General features: G+C 54.6%; 18 protein-coding genes and 1 tRNA gene. 2 read left to right on the plus strand and 17 right to left on the minus strand.

What is annotated here, in order from left to right:
* Position 1: 1 nt before the first annotated feature.
* Genes ACZ5BI_RS08775 through ACZ5BI_RS08805 form a run of 7 tightly spaced genes read right to left on the minus strand, consistent with a single transcriptional unit; the run spans position 2 to position 8,060 of the window.
* On the minus strand, positions 2-1,900 hold the full coding sequence (locus ACZ5BI_RS08775; RefSeq protein ID WP_464896210.1) for a type IV secretory system conjugative DNA transfer family protein: 1,899 nt from the start codon (positions 1,898-1,900) through the stop codon (positions 2-4).
* Positions 1,848-3,323, minus strand: a complete 1,476-nt coding sequence (locus tag ACZ5BI_RS08780) for an ATP/GTP-binding protein (RefSeq protein ID WP_464896211.1) — start codon at positions 3,321-3,323, stop codon at positions 1,848-1,850. The genes ACZ5BI_RS08775 and ACZ5BI_RS08780 overlap by 53 nt, the downstream gene beginning before the upstream one ends.
* 2 nt (positions 3,324-3,325) lie before the next feature.
* Positions 3,326-4,825, minus strand: coding sequence for an SCO6880 family protein (locus ACZ5BI_RS08785; RefSeq protein WP_464896212.1), 1,500 nt, complete (start codon positions 4,823-4,825; stop codon positions 3,326-3,328).
* Positions 4,822-6,426 carry a hypothetical protein gene (locus ACZ5BI_RS08790; protein WP_464896213.1) on the minus strand — a complete coding sequence of 535 codons (1,605 nt, stop codon included), beginning with the start codon at positions 6,424-6,426 and terminating at the stop codon, positions 4,822-4,824. Before ACZ5BI_RS08790 ends, ACZ5BI_RS08785 begins: the two co-directional genes overlap by 4 nt.
* Complete coding sequence (locus tag ACZ5BI_RS08795) at positions 6,426-7,154, minus strand: DUF8175 domain-containg protein (protein ID WP_464896214.1); 729 nt, start codon at positions 7,152-7,154, stop codon at positions 6,426-6,428. The genes ACZ5BI_RS08790 and ACZ5BI_RS08795 overlap by 1 nt, the downstream gene beginning before the upstream one ends.
* A 10-nt stretch (positions 7,155-7,164) precedes the next feature.
* Positions 7,165-7,455 (minus strand): hypothetical protein, encoded by a 291-nt coding sequence (locus ACZ5BI_RS08800; protein WP_464896215.1) that lies wholly within the window; start codon positions 7,453-7,455, stop codon positions 7,165-7,167.
* Positions 7,452-8,060, minus strand: a complete 609-nt coding sequence (locus ACZ5BI_RS08805) for a hypothetical protein (RefSeq protein WP_464896216.1) — start codon at positions 8,058-8,060, stop codon at positions 7,452-7,454. The genes ACZ5BI_RS08800 and ACZ5BI_RS08805 overlap by 4 nt, the downstream gene beginning before the upstream one ends.
* 49 nt (positions 8,061-8,109) lie before the next feature.
* On the opposite strand from ACZ5BI_RS08805, the gene ACZ5BI_RS08810 reads away from it, so the two are divergent.
* On the plus strand, positions 8,110-8,430 hold the full coding sequence (locus ACZ5BI_RS08810; RefSeq protein ID WP_464896217.1) for a hypothetical protein: 321 nt from the start codon (positions 8,110-8,112) through the stop codon (positions 8,428-8,430).
* 102 nt (positions 8,431-8,532) lie between these two features.
* On the opposite strand, the gene ACZ5BI_RS08815 is transcribed toward ACZ5BI_RS08810, so the two are convergent.
* The 7 genes from ACZ5BI_RS08815 to ACZ5BI_RS08845 form a co-directional block, all read right to left on the minus strand.
* The gene (locus tag ACZ5BI_RS08815) at positions 8,533-8,691 is read right to left on the minus strand and encodes a hypothetical protein (protein WP_464896218.1); all 159 of its coding nucleotides are present in this window, start codon (positions 8,689-8,691) and stop codon (positions 8,533-8,535) included.
* Positions 8,691-8,843, minus strand: coding sequence for a hypothetical protein (locus ACZ5BI_RS08820; protein WP_464896219.1), 153 nt, complete (start codon positions 8,841-8,843; stop codon positions 8,691-8,693). Before ACZ5BI_RS08820 ends, ACZ5BI_RS08815 begins: the two co-directional genes overlap by 1 nt.
* 229 nt (positions 8,844-9,072) lie before the next feature.
* On the minus strand, positions 9,073-10,086 hold the full coding sequence (locus ACZ5BI_RS08825) for a hypothetical protein (RefSeq protein ID WP_464896220.1): 1,014 nt from the start codon (positions 10,084-10,086) through the stop codon (positions 9,073-9,075).
* Positions 10,058-10,369 (minus strand): hypothetical protein, encoded by a 312-nt coding sequence (locus tag ACZ5BI_RS08830; protein ID WP_464896221.1) that lies wholly within the window; start codon positions 10,367-10,369, stop codon positions 10,058-10,060. The genes ACZ5BI_RS08825 and ACZ5BI_RS08830 overlap by 29 nt, the downstream gene beginning before the upstream one ends.
* Positions 10,359-11,570, minus strand: a complete 1,212-nt coding sequence (locus ACZ5BI_RS08835) for a hypothetical protein (RefSeq protein ID WP_464896222.1) — start codon at positions 11,568-11,570, stop codon at positions 10,359-10,361. The genes ACZ5BI_RS08830 and ACZ5BI_RS08835 overlap by 11 nt, the downstream gene beginning before the upstream one ends.
* Positions 11,567-11,797, minus strand: a complete 231-nt coding sequence (locus tag ACZ5BI_RS08840; protein ID WP_464896223.1) for a hypothetical protein — start codon at positions 11,795-11,797, stop codon at positions 11,567-11,569. The genes ACZ5BI_RS08835 and ACZ5BI_RS08840 overlap by 4 nt, the downstream gene beginning before the upstream one ends.
* A 682-nt stretch (positions 11,798-12,479) precedes the next feature.
* Positions 12,480-12,689, minus strand: a complete 210-nt coding sequence (locus ACZ5BI_RS08845) for a helix-turn-helix domain-containing protein (RefSeq protein WP_278338821.1) — start codon at positions 12,687-12,689, stop codon at positions 12,480-12,482.
* A 156-nt stretch (positions 12,690-12,845) separates the two neighbouring features.
* On the opposite strand from ACZ5BI_RS08845, the gene ACZ5BI_RS08850 reads away from it, so the two are divergent.
* The gene (locus tag ACZ5BI_RS08850) at positions 12,846-13,157 is read left to right on the plus strand and encodes a helix-turn-helix domain-containing protein (RefSeq protein ID WP_464896800.1); all 312 of its coding nucleotides are present in this window, start codon (positions 12,846-12,848) and stop codon (positions 13,155-13,157) included.
* Here ACZ5BI_RS08850 and ACZ5BI_RS08855 read toward each other — a convergent pair.
* The 3 genes from ACZ5BI_RS08855 to argS form a co-directional block, all read right to left on the minus strand.
* A tRNA-Arg gene (locus ACZ5BI_RS08855) sits at positions 13,113-13,188 on the minus strand. The two genes, ACZ5BI_RS08850 and ACZ5BI_RS08855, sit on opposite strands and share 45 nt — an antisense overlap.
* 238 nt (positions 13,189-13,426) lie before the next feature.
* Positions 13,427-13,921, minus strand: coding sequence for an arginine repressor (locus tag ACZ5BI_RS08860; protein ID WP_278609316.1), 495 nt, complete (start codon positions 13,919-13,921; stop codon positions 13,427-13,429).
* 15 nt (positions 13,922-13,936) lie between these two features.
* Positions 13,937-15,607: an arginine--tRNA ligase gene (argS, locus tag ACZ5BI_RS08865; RefSeq protein WP_464896224.1), complete on the minus strand. Its 1,671-nt coding sequence runs from the start codon at positions 15,605-15,607 to the stop codon at positions 13,937-13,939.
* Between the last annotated feature and the right edge of the window lie 5 nt (positions 15,608-15,612).

Raw genomic sequence — 15,612 nt, forward strand, 5'->3', positions numbered from 1 at the left:
CTCACCTTTCCTCAAATTGTTGCGTATCAACTGCGAAAACCTGCGTATTAACCTGGTCAGGATTGACTGGCTCTACCCAGTCCTCCACCTGCTCAGCGCTAAGCAAATGAATAGTTTTCATTTCCTCCAGCCCAGGCAAGGCAGGAACATAGTCGCGCCTCCAATAAGGAACCGGGTTAATCAGCACCGGACGCATACCCGCCCCCATAACCACAGCCCTACCCGTAGGAAGTGCCGCTAGATCAGCTACGGGTAAAATCTGTTCCCGCGATACCTGCCTAGACGTAGAAACCCCCGCACCCTTCCCATATGACGTGGATATGTGGGTTGTCCAATACTCACCCACCAGGTCTGATACCGCTTTAAGAAACTCTGTTTCCGATACCCCGCCCCCATAAATCTTGATCGTGGCGGCAGACCAAAGTTTTCGCATACCCTCTTTACCCCACACTGCTTCACCTTGGGAATAGGATTGCAAAATAGTGTCCACAATAATGCCGCGCGAACCATAGTGGGAATACATATCGGGTAGCCGAGACCATTTACAAACGTTCGCGGCCTCATCGAGCACCAGCATCATCGGTACAGCCAGCCTCCCGCGTGCCTGCCTTTCAGCTTCACGCTCCGCCGCCTGCGCCACCGCCACCGTTAACGCGGTAACCAGCGGACCTGCCGTGCCCTCGCCTTCCTTAGAAATCATGAACAGGCTTTGCCGATTCTCTTTCCCTCCCTGCCGGTTAGCCGCGCCCTCTTTATGCCATGTAGACACGAACTCGGCCACGTTAAACCGGCGGGCACCACCGCGCGGGGTAACCCACGCCATAGCGGCAGCATTTAGCATCACAGTGCAAAACCCGCGCGCGGTCTGTACATAACCGTCACGCTGTTTCGGGTTTACCGCATACATCCCCGCTATCAGCTCACCTAGCGCACTATCGCCGGGATGCTCCGATGCTTTCAGCACCGATACTGGGGATAAATCATTCGGGTTTTGCAGCCACGACCACACCTGCAAGATCGGGAACCCTCCCCTAGCTGCCGCCAGAAATAGGCCAGCAAGTAAATCCTGCCCGGCCGGGTCAAAGTGAGGATCAACCTTTGCATCAGCAGACCGGGTGGCAGACGCGAAAATTTCTGCTAGTTCTTTCGCTTTCACCGCGTCAGTAACGAACGTGAGCGGATCCCAATACCAAGTGGGGTTTTCGCCCACGATCCCTTGTGGGTCAAAAACCCACACCTTATCGCGCCTCGCCCGATACCGGCGGGTAATATCTACCAGGTCACGCTTGTTTGAAGTAGCGACCACCACGCCGGGGGCATCGCAAATAAGGGGTACTGCCCGTGCCGTAGTTTTCCCGCGCCGAGGACCCCAAATATCGACCATCACATCCTCGAACCCGGCATAAACACCACCAGCCCCGTCAACGGCGCGGCCAATAAGCAGCCCCGGCGTGGCCACGCCTAGTGCTTTCGAGGACTTACGGGTATTAGCTAGGCTCGCCCTACCTACCCCGCGCGGAGCCATCACCCGCGCCATATCATCGACCAGTTCCCGCTTACCGCGCCGGGCTTTACGCCAAAACAGAAACCCAACTATCAGGATAAACGTCACCACAAACAGGGCAGCGGTACATCCAATCTGAGCGTGCGTCCATGCCCGCTTACCTAGCAGGGTTTCGAGAAGCAGTTGGACTGGAAGAAACCCGCCCATACGGGAACCAGAAAATACCCCGCCTAGCTCATAGCCTGCCCAAACCAGCACAGCCAGGGCGAACCCGCCGCAAATAGCGACAATGAGTCCCCACTCGTGCCAAAATGTGGACGTGCCACGCGATCCGGTAGTGCTTTTATTCATCACCACCTGCCTCGTGCCGGTTAGCCCAAAGCTGGTTAGTGTCATTAAGCGCCAGCTCCCGGTTGGTAAGCTGTACCTTGATAGGGATACCAGGGCGCTCAGCAACCTTGATTAAGAATTTCCCTCGACCGGGGGGAGTCGGCTTTTGTCCAGCCCTAACATCCCACGAAGGGGGAGACTGCCAAGAAATAAGCATCGCTTTTTCCTGGCTCGAAAGCGGAATCACCCTCGCTACTTTCTCAGTTTCTTCCGCACTCAACCCCCCGCACAGCACGATCCCAGAGCGGGCAACAAATCCTTTAGCCTTGGCCACATCCTCCGGATTAGGCAAAGCCTCAAGGTCATTTAGGGTGTGAGTAATCATGGCCTGGCCAACCCCACGCGCCCGGTTAAGCCGGGTTAGTTCATCAATCCGGTTCACCATCCCCACGCCCGCGCGAAGAATACGCCACAGCTCATCCATCACAATGAAAAAATGACGGCGCGGAGTAAGACCAGCATTAGCTAACGCCTGGGCAACATTTACTTGCGCAAACCCATAAGACCAACAAGTCAGCAGTACCGCACCTTGAATATCCTGAGCAGCCCCATCCAAGTCGGAAACATCGAAAACAACCGGGCGATCCAGCCGCATCGCGGTCGTGGTAGCCTGCCCAAACACTTGACCCCACCTACCCACAGTAAGAGCCGTAAGTGAAGCCTCTAAATCCTCAGTCACCTGCTCATAACGCTGCTTATTACCCCTAGAAAGCGCCACCTGGTCAAGAGCATCAGGCATAGCACGAATAACCTCAAGCACATCCCCAATAACCGGAATCTTGCCAGGGTTATTCTCATCAAACACGCGCAACGCCTCCGACAAAATAGACTCATCACGAGCCTCGATACTGCCCCGCCTTACCAACTCGATAAGAGCACACACCATCTGCACCTGCCGTGCCCTCGCCTCCGAAGCAAGCAACGCACCCGCTTTACCGCCAATACGACCCGCAGCCTGCATAGCGCCTCCCGTATCGAGCGGGTTAATCAAATCCTTTCCCGCACCAATACTTATAACCTGCCCATCAAGAGCTTTAACCAACTCCACATAGTCCGGCTTAGTATCACCCAGCACCAAAGGGACAGTTCCCTGACCAGCCAGGCCAAGCGCCATACGGCGAATCAAAGTTGATTTACCCGTACCCGGATTAGCCAAGCAAAACACAGACGGATTAGAAATAAGACTCGCCCGCTCAAACCAGGAAATAGGGTCACAACAAACCGTAGACACGGTACGCAAATTAAGCCCTAACGGCACCCCGATCATCGGGGCAGACGTACCTGAACAAAAAGGATACAACCCGCACACCTGCACTGACGTTCCGCGCCATACGGGCAGTTGCGGAACACGCATCATGCGTCCAGAAAATTCCGCTGCCGGGGCACCCCACTTATCTAAGTTCTTTCCCCGCCGTTTCTTGCTCGCCAACGCTATCCCTCCATTACCGCAGGAAGAAGGGAATACTCACTGGGAACAATCCCAAGGGGCAGGCAAGCCGCGAAACCCGAATCCTGCAACCCCCAACACCGGCGAAGCCTAATCCTGGCCGCAGACGCGAGATTATCAACCACCGCCGCCACATCATCTACCGAACAATCCCAAGCACCAGTGGCAGTAACGAACATTCCAAATTCTTCCAGCCCAGCACCGCTCGCCTCCTCCGAGGCAGTTTGAGCCGCGTTCGCGGCCTCTAACGCCAAGCGCGCAGTCTCTTTTTTATTACCCTGCAAACGCTTATCAGCATTCCGCTTATCTTTATCAACCACCGTGGCAGTTTTACCTGCCGGGATAGGACGATAAACCAGAGTTACCCGCTTGCGACGAATCTGGGAAGAAGGCTCAAGCAGTGAGCTTAAAACATCCGATCTGACCACGCCACGCGGGGCATCACACATCGCCCACGTAATAGAGGTCGCACCCTCATGACGATACCGATCCCAATACGCCTTAGACGCACCGGGGCCGGCATCCTTCCACCTGATCTTGGGAGCCTCGCCAGCTTCATAAGCAGCACGCGAAAACACGTCCTGCGAGTCCGGGTCATAAGCCACCCTAACCAGCGCGGCCACCCCTGCACCATCCAACGGCCTGACATTACCCGCGCCCGCCCCCGAAAGCATTGAAGTTAAGCCCGGCAGTTGGCTTGACAGCTCGTGGCACATCTCTTTAACCCCGCGCGCCCGCGCGGTTGAACGCGCCTGCCCGGCGTAGGTTAAAGTCACGAAACCGGCTATCCTAGCCGCGCCCACCGGGTAAGAATCCGCCACCTCCTCAAGCATCGCCTTCGCTAAAGGGTGCGCATCCCTAGCCATATTCCCCTCAATTTCGGCGCGCAAACCAAATCCCGAATCCGGGGCAGTTTCTATACACGCCTGAGCCTGCACCAGACCCACTTGCTGACCAAGTTCAGCTAAAAACTGTCCCCACTGCGCCACCCAGTTATCAATCACATCCCTATCCACCAGCGCCATACCATCGGGGGATACCTCCAAGATCACCGAGTAATACCCGGTCTGCTGGTGATGCAAAACCGCAAACAAGCGGCCATAAGCATCCCGCGCCTCATACAAGGCAGAGGCCGCAAGAATCCCAGGAAGTCGATAAGAACCCCGCGAAGCAACATTAAGCAGACCCGAAACATACTTATCCGTACCAGCCCTACGGGAGCGAAAAAAACTCATCCTATCTCCTAATACGTCACCAACAGACCTGCCAGAGCGGCCACGAATCGAGAAAACCCCTAACGCGGTAGCACCTACCGCAAGCAGTGACCCACCAACACGAAGCGAGTTAGTAAACAAAATAATCAGCATACTTACCGCGAATAACACTACGAACGAATACGTAGTAAAAGCGGAAAACTTCCACACACCAGCCGAAGCTGGCCTGCGCCAGTTACCGTAACCAGGAACCTTGCGAACCTCGCTCACTTATACTCCACCGCACCCTCAGCAGAAGAACGGGTAGCATCAGCAGTCACGGCTGCAACTTTCTTAGCCCCTTTAGCAGCAGAACCCACAGCCGCGCCAGCAACAACTCCCACGGGACCGGCAGCAGCCCCGGCAGTAGCACCCGCAGTAGCACCACCAGCCGCGCCACCAGCGGCTCCTCCTGCGGCAGCGCCGCCCCCGGCAGCTGCGCCACCACTACCAGCAGCACCAGCCCCGCCAGCCTTGCTGGCACCGCTGGCCTTACCAGCATCACCGGCATTGCCAGAACCACTACCAGAGGAACCACCAGAGCCGCTGGCCTTACCAGCATTACCGGCGTTACCAGAACCACTACCAGAGGAACCACCAGAACCAGTAGCCGAGGAACCCATCATCTTTGACATCATCTTGAACTGAGCGATACTAGCTCCGCCGGCCAGGGTTGCACCAAACATTCCAGCAGCCATGCCACCGGCTGAAGAATCAGAAGAACCCAGCGCACTAGCCGTTGCGGGCATAACCAGTTTCATAAGCGCGGGCATCGCAAACACGCACCCGAGCAATAATGCTAGGGGAGTCAAAGCAAATGCTGTAACCGAGTTTGCATCATTTATATCTGTAATGGGCGTGTTACACAGCGTGAGGGCAGCAGACCAAATAAGCGCGCCCACCGGTTTAAACAGCATGAACGCTACCGTCCAGGCAACGATTTTTTGGCACCATTCCCAACCAATCTTGGTGGACGCAAAAGAGCCAGCAATCGGTCCCATACCAGCCAAAATAAGAAGAATCCCGCCGCGCAAAGCCAACTGGAACATTAAGATCAGCGAAATAATTAGGACGAAAATAATCAGCAGAAACGACATTAACCCGAAAGTGAGTGCTCCCCCGGGGCCATTACTGGCAGCTAAATACCCAACCATCTTTGCCAGCCCATCAGGCTTAACCGGACCGGCAATCCAACCAGCTAAAGCGTCCGTACCAGCAAGGCCAAGAACACACACAGATACCCAACCAGAGGACATTAGCACAAACGTGCCCAGGCCGCGCCCAATATCACGTAAAGGCTCCCCACGCTGAGTAATAACGATCTTCGCCGCGCCAATCATCAAAGAACAAACCATTAACAACCCAGCTAAAGCAGCAAATGAGCTAGTACTCTTGTTAGTTACTTTTGACCCCATCGCTGAATCCGGCAAGATCGGGGTAAAACTAATCCACATCTTTCCTAGCGTTGCTAACAGCCAAGAAAGCGGTTTAGTAATAATACCAATAACCCCATCAGCCGCCTGCGCCGCTAACTGCCCGAAACCATCCGTTAACGCATCCGTGACAGCACTAGCCATCATTTCAGGCAAAGACGTCTTTGGAAGCTTCGCAGCCCTCGTCGCCGCAGACGTGGTGGCGTTAATCGGATCGGCTAACGCTTCACCAGTAGCATTTTTAGTTTTGTCAACAAGATCTTGAACCGGTTTAGAAATAGCCTCCAGCTGTTTATCTTTATCATTAGCCGGGGCAGCATTAGCCGGGGCGGGCACGGCAAGACACCCCAGGACTAAAAGAAATAAACAAACAATGCCTACAACGCCACGCTTCATCATTAGTCGTAGTCTCCTTCACGTATAAACGTCCAGGAATCGTCCAAGTCAAGCTGATCTAAGACCTTCATGTGGGCATCATCGAACACCATGCGCCAATGCCAATCACCATTCGTGAACTCCATAGTCATCTTTATCCACATGGTCGTACCCATCGGAGTATCGGATAGCAACTCAACCGCACCGTTAACTTTGCCGTAACCAGTAACCCGATAAGCAAAGACCTTACTGCCCCCGCGCACCGCCAAATTATCCAGATCCGCTTTATCAAACTCCTTAGTAATCTGACGGGCTTGCGCCAAGTGAGGGCCGGAAATAGAAAACCTGACCACATCCGGACGCGCCGAGCTATCCCATGCTTGCCAAATATTAATCGCAGCCAGTCCCATCCCGGCGCGAGAACGCTCAAAACAACGCGGCGCGCCCGCCTTAGTAACCAGACCGGGACCGACATTCTTAACGAATCCAAGATCAGTACCAGAACTAACCGAACGCCAGTCAATCCCACTCCCAGAATCAAGAACCTCCCTATCAGAAGCACCCATCTTGCACGGAGAATCCGAGGCAGGAACCGTCACTGCCTGCCCAGATTGATCCTTCGACTCAGAAACCCCTGACAGATAGCTCCACGCGACTACCGCGACCGCAACCAACACCAGCCCAGCCAGGCCAAACGCCCACACCTGCCAGGATTTACGGCCAGAGTCAAGCCTCCTACTTCTTCTACCCACAACGCGCCCCCTACATGAGCGCGGAAACTATTTGCGTGGCCACACCAATAATCACGCAAGCCCCCATAGCAAGACCCAGACGCTTCGTAGCACCAGCAGACCTGTTCTCATCCTGCAAAGCCAACATCGCGCCCGCAATCAAGAAACCAATAACCGCAAGCAAAGTAACAATAGACTTAACCCACCCGCCAAGAGTTAAGAACTTATCCCAACCCGGAGGATTAACCGCCGGAACATCCGGAGCCGCAGCACCCAACACGCTCGCCACATGAGTAACCACGTTGATACCATCAACAATCATTTATTCTTCCTTTCAATCAAATGTTTGATCTTCAAAACCTTCTTTGGTGCCGCCAGCCCCTCCACCGAGGCCACCGAGTAACACTCCTCAGAAAATGGCACCAAAAACGCTTCACTAAAAGCGCCCCCAACCAGCTTGAAAAGAGCCTTCACTTCCCTGGAAACCCGGCCAGGAACCGTACAGGTGGCAACCAGAAATAACTCACTGACCGCGCCGCCGCGACCCGATGACCACACCTGCGCCGCCTTTGAAGCCCGCTCCAAGCCATAAGCCGAAGCGGAACAGGCCACCAGCCCTATAACCGGGAACACGGATTGTGGAAACACTCCCGGATCAAGCACCGGCAGACCAAGCCAATACCCAAGAGAAGAAGAACGCGACCCACCATGAGCCGCTAACACCACACCCGGCGCGGCAACCGCCTCAAACCGGGAGGGACCGACCTGCGCTGAGTGCGCCGGATCGGGCAGCAAAAATCTGCCCGGCTCCTCCTGAACAATCTCAGAAGGCACCGGGCTAGGTGCTGGCGGCTCCAACGCAAAAGCAATCTCCGCTGGAAGCCCTGAAAACCCTTCTTCCACGCCTATATAAAGACCGCCCGGCACCCCACCTATATAAAACTGGCAGCGCCCATACCTAAAGGAAGGAAAAATAATGGAAACAGAGAACCAACATCCGGCAGATATCCAAATCCAGCCAAACGGCACTTACACTACGAATCTGCGCGGCATCACCAAAACCCACGCAACACTAAAAGACGCAATAGCCGAAATACAAACCAAAGCCAAAGCCTGGGACAGCCCCATCCCCTGCACCATAACCACTAGGGAAGGCACCTGGCCAGCGATCATCCCTCAAGAAGGAAACCCGCAACCCACTAGCGAGGCTGCGCCCGAGCAAACACCAATGCCCGCCGCTCCGCCACACATGGGTGGCGGGAAAATCGTGGAAACCATCCCACTAAAACCCCTGTGACCCATCACACTCGCGCCCGAATACCAGGGTGTCACAGTGACACCCTGGTAACACCACACCCTATGACCTCTCTCACACTGACTGACGGTTGCTTCAAACCTTTTATTTATGGTTTTCTCCTGCGCTAACCAACAGCGCCACGGCAAGCACTATTCCCACAACCCCAAGACAAGCAGCCACATACAACTGATCCATTAGTAGCAACACCGGGCAAGCAAGCAAAGATGCTGCCACCATGAACGCCAAAAATATTCTAATCATTAGTTCCCCTCAACTATCCAGGCTAAACCGATAAGTAGCCCCCAACCCGCGATTGCTAACGCCACACTGATAAGGGGCGCCTTAAACATGTAACAAATCGGGGATAATAAAATCATTGCCAGTCCAGCTATTCCCAGCACTGCACTACTCACAGTTCCTCCCAATCCCGTTACCACCACGGACGCACACTTAAAGTGCCTTCTAATGCCACCAGTTAGGCTGCATATTTTTTGGTCACTTCTATTAAGATTTACCGGCAGGGTGGTGGCAAGGATGAAAACCCATAAGCCCTACTGTGACCTATCACACTCGCGCCCGAATACCAGGGTGTCACAGTGACACCCTGGTAACACCAGCCCTATGACTTCCCTCACACACCCGTTATGCTGCGCGAACCTGCCCTAGCCAGGTGGCAAGCCCGGTTGCTTTTTCGGCACCATCGGGAACCAGCGTTTTACTGCCCGCCCCGCGCGCACCAACTACCAATCGCATCCATTCCTCAGCCTGTTTTGGCATTACGCCCATACCGGCCAATAGTCGATCTTCTTTAACCTTTTGGTAGCGGTGTGCTGGCTTATTCGCTGCCGCTATTTGCACTACCCTTAGCGTGCCTGACCAGGCCAAGGGAGCGGGCGTGCCGCCCTCTATTAAGACCAGCACCAGTGCTACTAGCGGTCGCGAAGCCAGTAAAACCTCGAAATCTACAAGATCGTTAGCATCCAGGCCGCTCGCTACTGGTACTGCGACTTTACGGGCAAACTCTAGGTCTGAAAGTTCCACATCACCCAAAAGTAGCGGGCTGCGCTTTTGGGAATCTTTCTCTGCCTGCATCTTCCGGAAAGCATCCAGCAAAACGATCCGCCACGGATCAGCTGAGGAGATAATATCGGCGCGAAGTACCCGAACAGACTCCCATGCCTGCGCCAAAAGACTAGCCGACACGAACTTGCACCTCTCAGCTAGACCGCGCGATAGCTCATTAACCACCGTGGCACGGGCAGCATCATCCCAGCAGCGTTCATGAGCTAGACGCAACGCCAGTTGAAGCGGGTCACGCTTAGTTACCCCGATAAACTTATAGTCCTCTACCGGTAGCACCAGTGCTGGCTCCACCTGCGGCAGGATATGCATTCCCATCCGGGAAACCGTGATCGACCCACTAAGACCCGCCACCCAGTTTTGGGAAATCTCAAGTAAACCCGCGTTTTGTAGCCATACCCACGCACGCGAGATGGAACTGACAGAGTACCCGGTGGCTTGAGCCACGTATTCCTTGGAAACCCCAAGGGCTACCCCGCGTGAGTCCACCCAGCGGGCAAGCTCGAATAGGCCAGCCCTAGCATGCTTGGATAAGCCCTGCTGCAAGCTAACCCAGCTTGCTGCCTGCACAGACATTCACGCCACCTCGCTCTCCCAGCCCGTCAATCAACCGCACCGCGCCAAATCTCAATCCGAACTGCTCAACCACACCTGCACCAACCAGGCGGGAAAGCACGCGCTGCACGGTGCGCACGCTGTAGCCGGTAATCTCGGCCACCCGAAACACTGGCTGTTCCACAAAACCCGCTTTATCTGCCAAAACAGATAAAACCAAAGCCACAAACCGTGCTGTGGGAGCATCTTCCACTTCCCACACCGCCCGGCGGAAACTACCCGGATGAAACCTCTTAGCAGCCACGACTATCACCAGCCCGCACGGCTTTTCTAAGCGATTGCGACACTGACTCGCCCGCCAAAATCGCTTGATCAAACACTTGTCCATGATCGGCTAGTATCCGTTTTGCCTGCTCGCGCCAGTGTTTTTCATTACCAACCGCTGATTCATTAACGCCAAGTACTGCCGGGGTAAAAAACCAGGCAACCTCCCGCGCATCCGCAACACTCAACGACTGCCGGGATTCAGAACCTCCCTCATCCACAAACACCGCCACCTCGAAAGCCCCGGCTTCTTCTGCTCTCTTATAGGCCGGGTCTTGTGCTACCCGGCGCCTCCAGTTCTCCATCTCATTCTTATTCCTGGTAGCATCCACGCATAAGGAGCACTGCGCTGGATTGTATTCACCATGTGGACAAATGTCCGGTAGGCGGTCAAGGTGAGCTTCTGGCATAGCTGGCAACATTCCTAACTCCTCATAATTGCTAACAAAATCTTCTATACTTGCAGGTGACAGCGCCGACGAACTATTAACGCTGTTAGCCGACGCGTTAAACAAATCAAGCGCTTCGCGCTTGTCCTCATCGGGTGAGCGGAACAATCTCTTTCTTACGCGGGGCACCCGGCCAGCCGGGTACCCTCCTAAGGACTTAGAGGGGCTAGCAGTGGCTTCCGCATGGCGCGAGCAGGCAGAACGCGCCTGCAAGTCATTAGTCTTTACCCCGCCCGCCCCTCTGGATGGCACCCGGACACTATCGGGGGTACGCGCCTCCCCGTCCTTACCACGACGCCGCCGCAAAATATCCGCAAGCCGGGCAATAAACTTATTACGGTTCTCCTCATCAATCCGCTTAGAACGCGGCCGCGCAAAAGTAATCAGGTCTACTAACCGTTTCTTAATCACGACGAACAAGGACGAAGTAGGATTACCGGCAACGATCATGCCCCGCGTCCACCGAATCACCCCCATCTCCTCCAGGGTTTGCAAAGCAATCCTGGTCCACCGCTCGCAATACCCCGAAATCCTTTGCAACTGGGTAGCGGTAGTAAATACCTTGCCCGCGTTATCAAACTGGTCAATCTCTTTCTTAGAGGACGGAGCCAGCGTTAACGCCTGCAACATAGACCGGGCAGCTCTCCACTCCGCCCCGTCCAGCACGCCCCAATAAGAACGCGCTAAAGACGAAATCAACACAGACGTTGGAGCCCCGGCCGTCAGCCTCATGACACACCACCCAGGCAACGCGCGGTTGGGCAAGGGGAAACCACACTCACCAGCGGGCCGAAAACTCCCTCAGCCACACCCTGTAATATCTCGGCAGCATCCCTAGCCATATCCGCAGCCACTAACACTTCTGCCCTGCCAGAAACCGCCACTTCCCCACGCACCAACGCGCGGGCAGCTTCTTCCAGGCCTTGAGCAAGCTCTACAACACCGCAATCTTTACACACGATAAACTCCAAAAAGAATACAAAAACCTAACCCACCAGCTAAAACACCGCTAGCCAGGTGAAATAAAAATGAGAAACTAAACGGGAAATACCCCTAGAAACAGCAAATACGGCTAACCTATAAACACCACCCCTTTCGAGGGTGGCTTTACACATGAAAACAGCCGGTACCGGGGAGAAAGTGCAAAATACCCGGTACCGGCCATCAAGCGCGAACCTCGCGCAAACCTAAAAACACACAAGAATAAAAGCAGGTAAGAATAACAACGCTTCATAGCGTCCCCCACGCAACTTAAGGAATTCGTTCTGGGACACTGACTGGCCTGTTCAGAGCAAGTCAGCGCCGGGTACTTGAACACCTGCCTTAAGTCAGGCCTCCCGCCTTCCCCCGGAGGGTCTTTTATAGCAAGGACGCTACCCGGCTTGCTCGCGCAAGTCCATACAAAAAAGCCGCTCTCACGGGAAAGCGACAGACCGCTTAAGGTGGTGTGTTCAGCACCTACTGCGAGCCTACCACGACACACAGTCGCAACACCACACCCCGCTGGCGGCTTTACACACAAGAACAGCCGGTACCGGGGAGAAAGTGCAAAATACCCGGTACCGGCCAGGCACACCAAGGCGCGCCTAAACCCCTCCACCACAGAGGGGAAACTCAAAACTCTAGCCAACGATCCCACAACTATTCAGAGCCTCGCTTCGGCAATACTTCAACAAGCCCTTTTGGTAGATCTTCTGGCAGAAAATACAATCGCCCATTCAGACTGTCGCGGAAATGGCGCACTTTTCTCTTATTCGCGTTTTTCCTAAGAGTGCCAGGCGTAACTCCAATCAAGGCCGCAGCCTCACGAACCGTTAGATATTCTGTTTCTTGCGTATTATGCATACTCATGCTTTAAGTAAAAGATGAAATTATCTAAAAGTCAATTGCTTAACTTGCGTATCTTGCATATTTTGCTATAATGGAGATATGGGTAATCAAGGTACCGCAGTTAGCGCGGCAACTCTCACCGCAGATCAGGCCGTAGGTCTGACAGTTGGGCAATATATGCAACTAGCTGGAAAAACTAAATCAGCGCTGGCTAGTTTTATAGGAATTAGTCAGCCAACCATGTCGCGGAAAATTTCAGGCAAAATCAGTTGGAGCGTTTCAGAGCTAGTTGATGTATCTAATTTCCTAAATCTCGATATTCAAGATTTAATGCCTTTACAGACGGGATATAACACTTGGGTACCTGCGCCTTTTAACCCTGCGTTCCTAAGTCGGGGAATTGGAAAAACCCCGTCACCGCTGGATCGCAACGAGGACGGGGTTTGGCGCGCTCGACAGGATTCGAACCTGCAACCTTCTGATCCGTAGTCAGATGCTCTATCCGTTGAGCCACGAGCGCATTTGCCGTTGCCTTAGCAACTACCCCAGTTTAAGACAGAGCCAATAAGGCCTCCAAATCCGAGACAGCTTATTTAATGTGATTCACACACTAGCGTTGCGGTGGGAACGTACTGCGCGAGGGCTAGGTTTTATCCGAGTGGGCGCGGTGGGCATAAGAATTCGGAAAACGCCGCTACGTTTTCCGGATTCTTGGGCAGGAGGAAAAACCTAGCCCTTGCGCAGTCAATTTCGGCAACCTAGTCGGTAACGAACTGCATGAACAGCTCGTTTAGGGACTGGGCGTCCTCATCGGTTTTGCAGATAACCAAGATAGTATCGTCACCGGCAATGCAGCCGAGCACGGCATCAAACCACGCCATATCGATCGCGCCCGCGAGTAGCTGCGCTCCTGCCGCCGGGGTGCGCAGCACTACCTGGTTATGTACCACTGCCGACGATACCAGCAGGTCTTGACACCATTTAGCCAGCTTTTCATTACCGGGATCTTCTTGTCCTCGCCGCACTCGCACCGGGTAGGGTTCGGGCAGCATATAGATAGTTTTCCCGCTGGTAGCACGCACTTTGGTGGCACGTAACGCTAAAAGATCGCGCGACAGAGTGGCCTGGGTGGTAGGGATTCCCCGTTCAGCCAAGTGGCTCAGCAGTTGCGACTGGCTAGAGACTTCCTGCTGGCTGAGGATTTCGCGGATCGCTTCCTCGCGCGCAGCCTTAGTGGTCGGTACGGTTGCCATGCCCCTATCTTCCCATTACATGCGTTCGGGAGCTACCACTCCGCAAAGATCTAATCCATTTTCGAGCACTTGCCGCACGGCCTCATTCAGATGCCGGCGTGCCACATGTGCCGCAGTGATTTCTTCGCCGGAGCGGGGAATCACCCGGCACTGGTTGTACCAAGTGTGATAGCCAGCCGCCAGTTTCTCCAGGTAGCGCGGAATCCGATGGGGTTCTCGTTCTTCCGCGGCTAGTTTTAACTCTGCCGGGTATTGCGCCAAAACCCCGAGCAGATCCTTATCGGCTTGGCTAGACAGCGCGGAGGCCTCATATTCACCAGTGGCTTTCACTCCGGCTTCATCGGCATTGCGCCCCACCGAACAGGTGCGGGCATGAGCATATTGCACATAGTAAACCGGGTTTTCGTTGGTGTGGGAGCGCAGCAAATTCAGGTCAATATCGACAGTGGAATCCATCGAGACCCGCACCAACGAATAGCGGGCAGCATCGACTCCTACCGCATCTACCAGGTCATCTAGGGTGATCACGGTGCCGGCGCGTTTCGACATTTTTACTTCCACGCCGTTTTCTTTCAGATTTACCATCTGCCCGATAATGATCTCTAGGCTCTCCCCCGGGTTACCCCCAAAGGCCGCACACATGGCATACATGCGGTCGATATATCCGTGGTGGTCAGCCCCCAGAATCAAGATTTCGTGGGTGGCTCCCCGACGCTGTTTGTCCCGATAGTAGGCAATATCGGCTGCAAAATAGGCGGGATCGCCATCGGACTTTAATATCACCCGGTCTTTATCATCCCCATATTTAGTGGACTTCAGCCAGGTAGCACCGTCTTGCTCGTAGATTACTCCGCGGGAGCGCAGCTCTTCGATCGCGTCAGTGACTGCCCCGGAAGTGTGTAGCTCGTCCTCGTGAAAGAAAACATCAAAATCGGCGCGGAAATCATGTAAACAATCTTTGATCTCGCCAAACATCAAGGTGGTGCCGGCTTCCCGGAAGTATTCTTCCGCCTGCGCTTCCGGCAGCTCTGCTAGTTGCACGCCCTCTGCTTTAGCGCGCTCAGCCACTTTAGTGGCAATATCGAGGACGTACTGCCCGCCGTAACCATCCTCGGGCACCTCTTTGCCCTGCCAGCGCGCCAGAAGTGACTTGGCGAAGCGGGTGATCTGGGCGCCGTGGTCATTGAAATAGTATTCGCGAGTAACTTTTGCCCCGCTGGTCGCCAGGATCCGGCTGAGGGTGTCGCCGACGGCCGCCCAGCGTCCTCCCCCTAAATGGATGGGGCCGGTGGGGTTGGCGGATACATACTCCACGTTGATGTTTTGCCCACTCAAAGCGTCGCAGTGTCCGTACTGTTTACCGGCCTGCAAAATCGTGGAAACTAGTGCCCCGGCAGCAGCCGCCCCCAGCCAGATATTTACAAAGCCCGGCCCGGCCACCTCGGTTTTCGAGATGCCTGCTACCTGGTCAAGCTGGTCGGTAATCTTGGCGGCGAGCTCACGCGGAGCCATACCCGCTTTCTTTGCCAACTGCATCGCCACGTTAGTTGACCAATCACCATTATCGCGTGAACGGGGACGCTCAACTTTCACGGTTTCCGGGATAACGTCCGGGTCTAAACCGATTTCGTCTGCCTGGGTGACAAGAATCTGGCGGATTAGGGCACTTAGTTCTTCTGGAGTCATGCTTT

The organism is Varibaculum sp. GTC20041 (assembly GCF_055387755.1).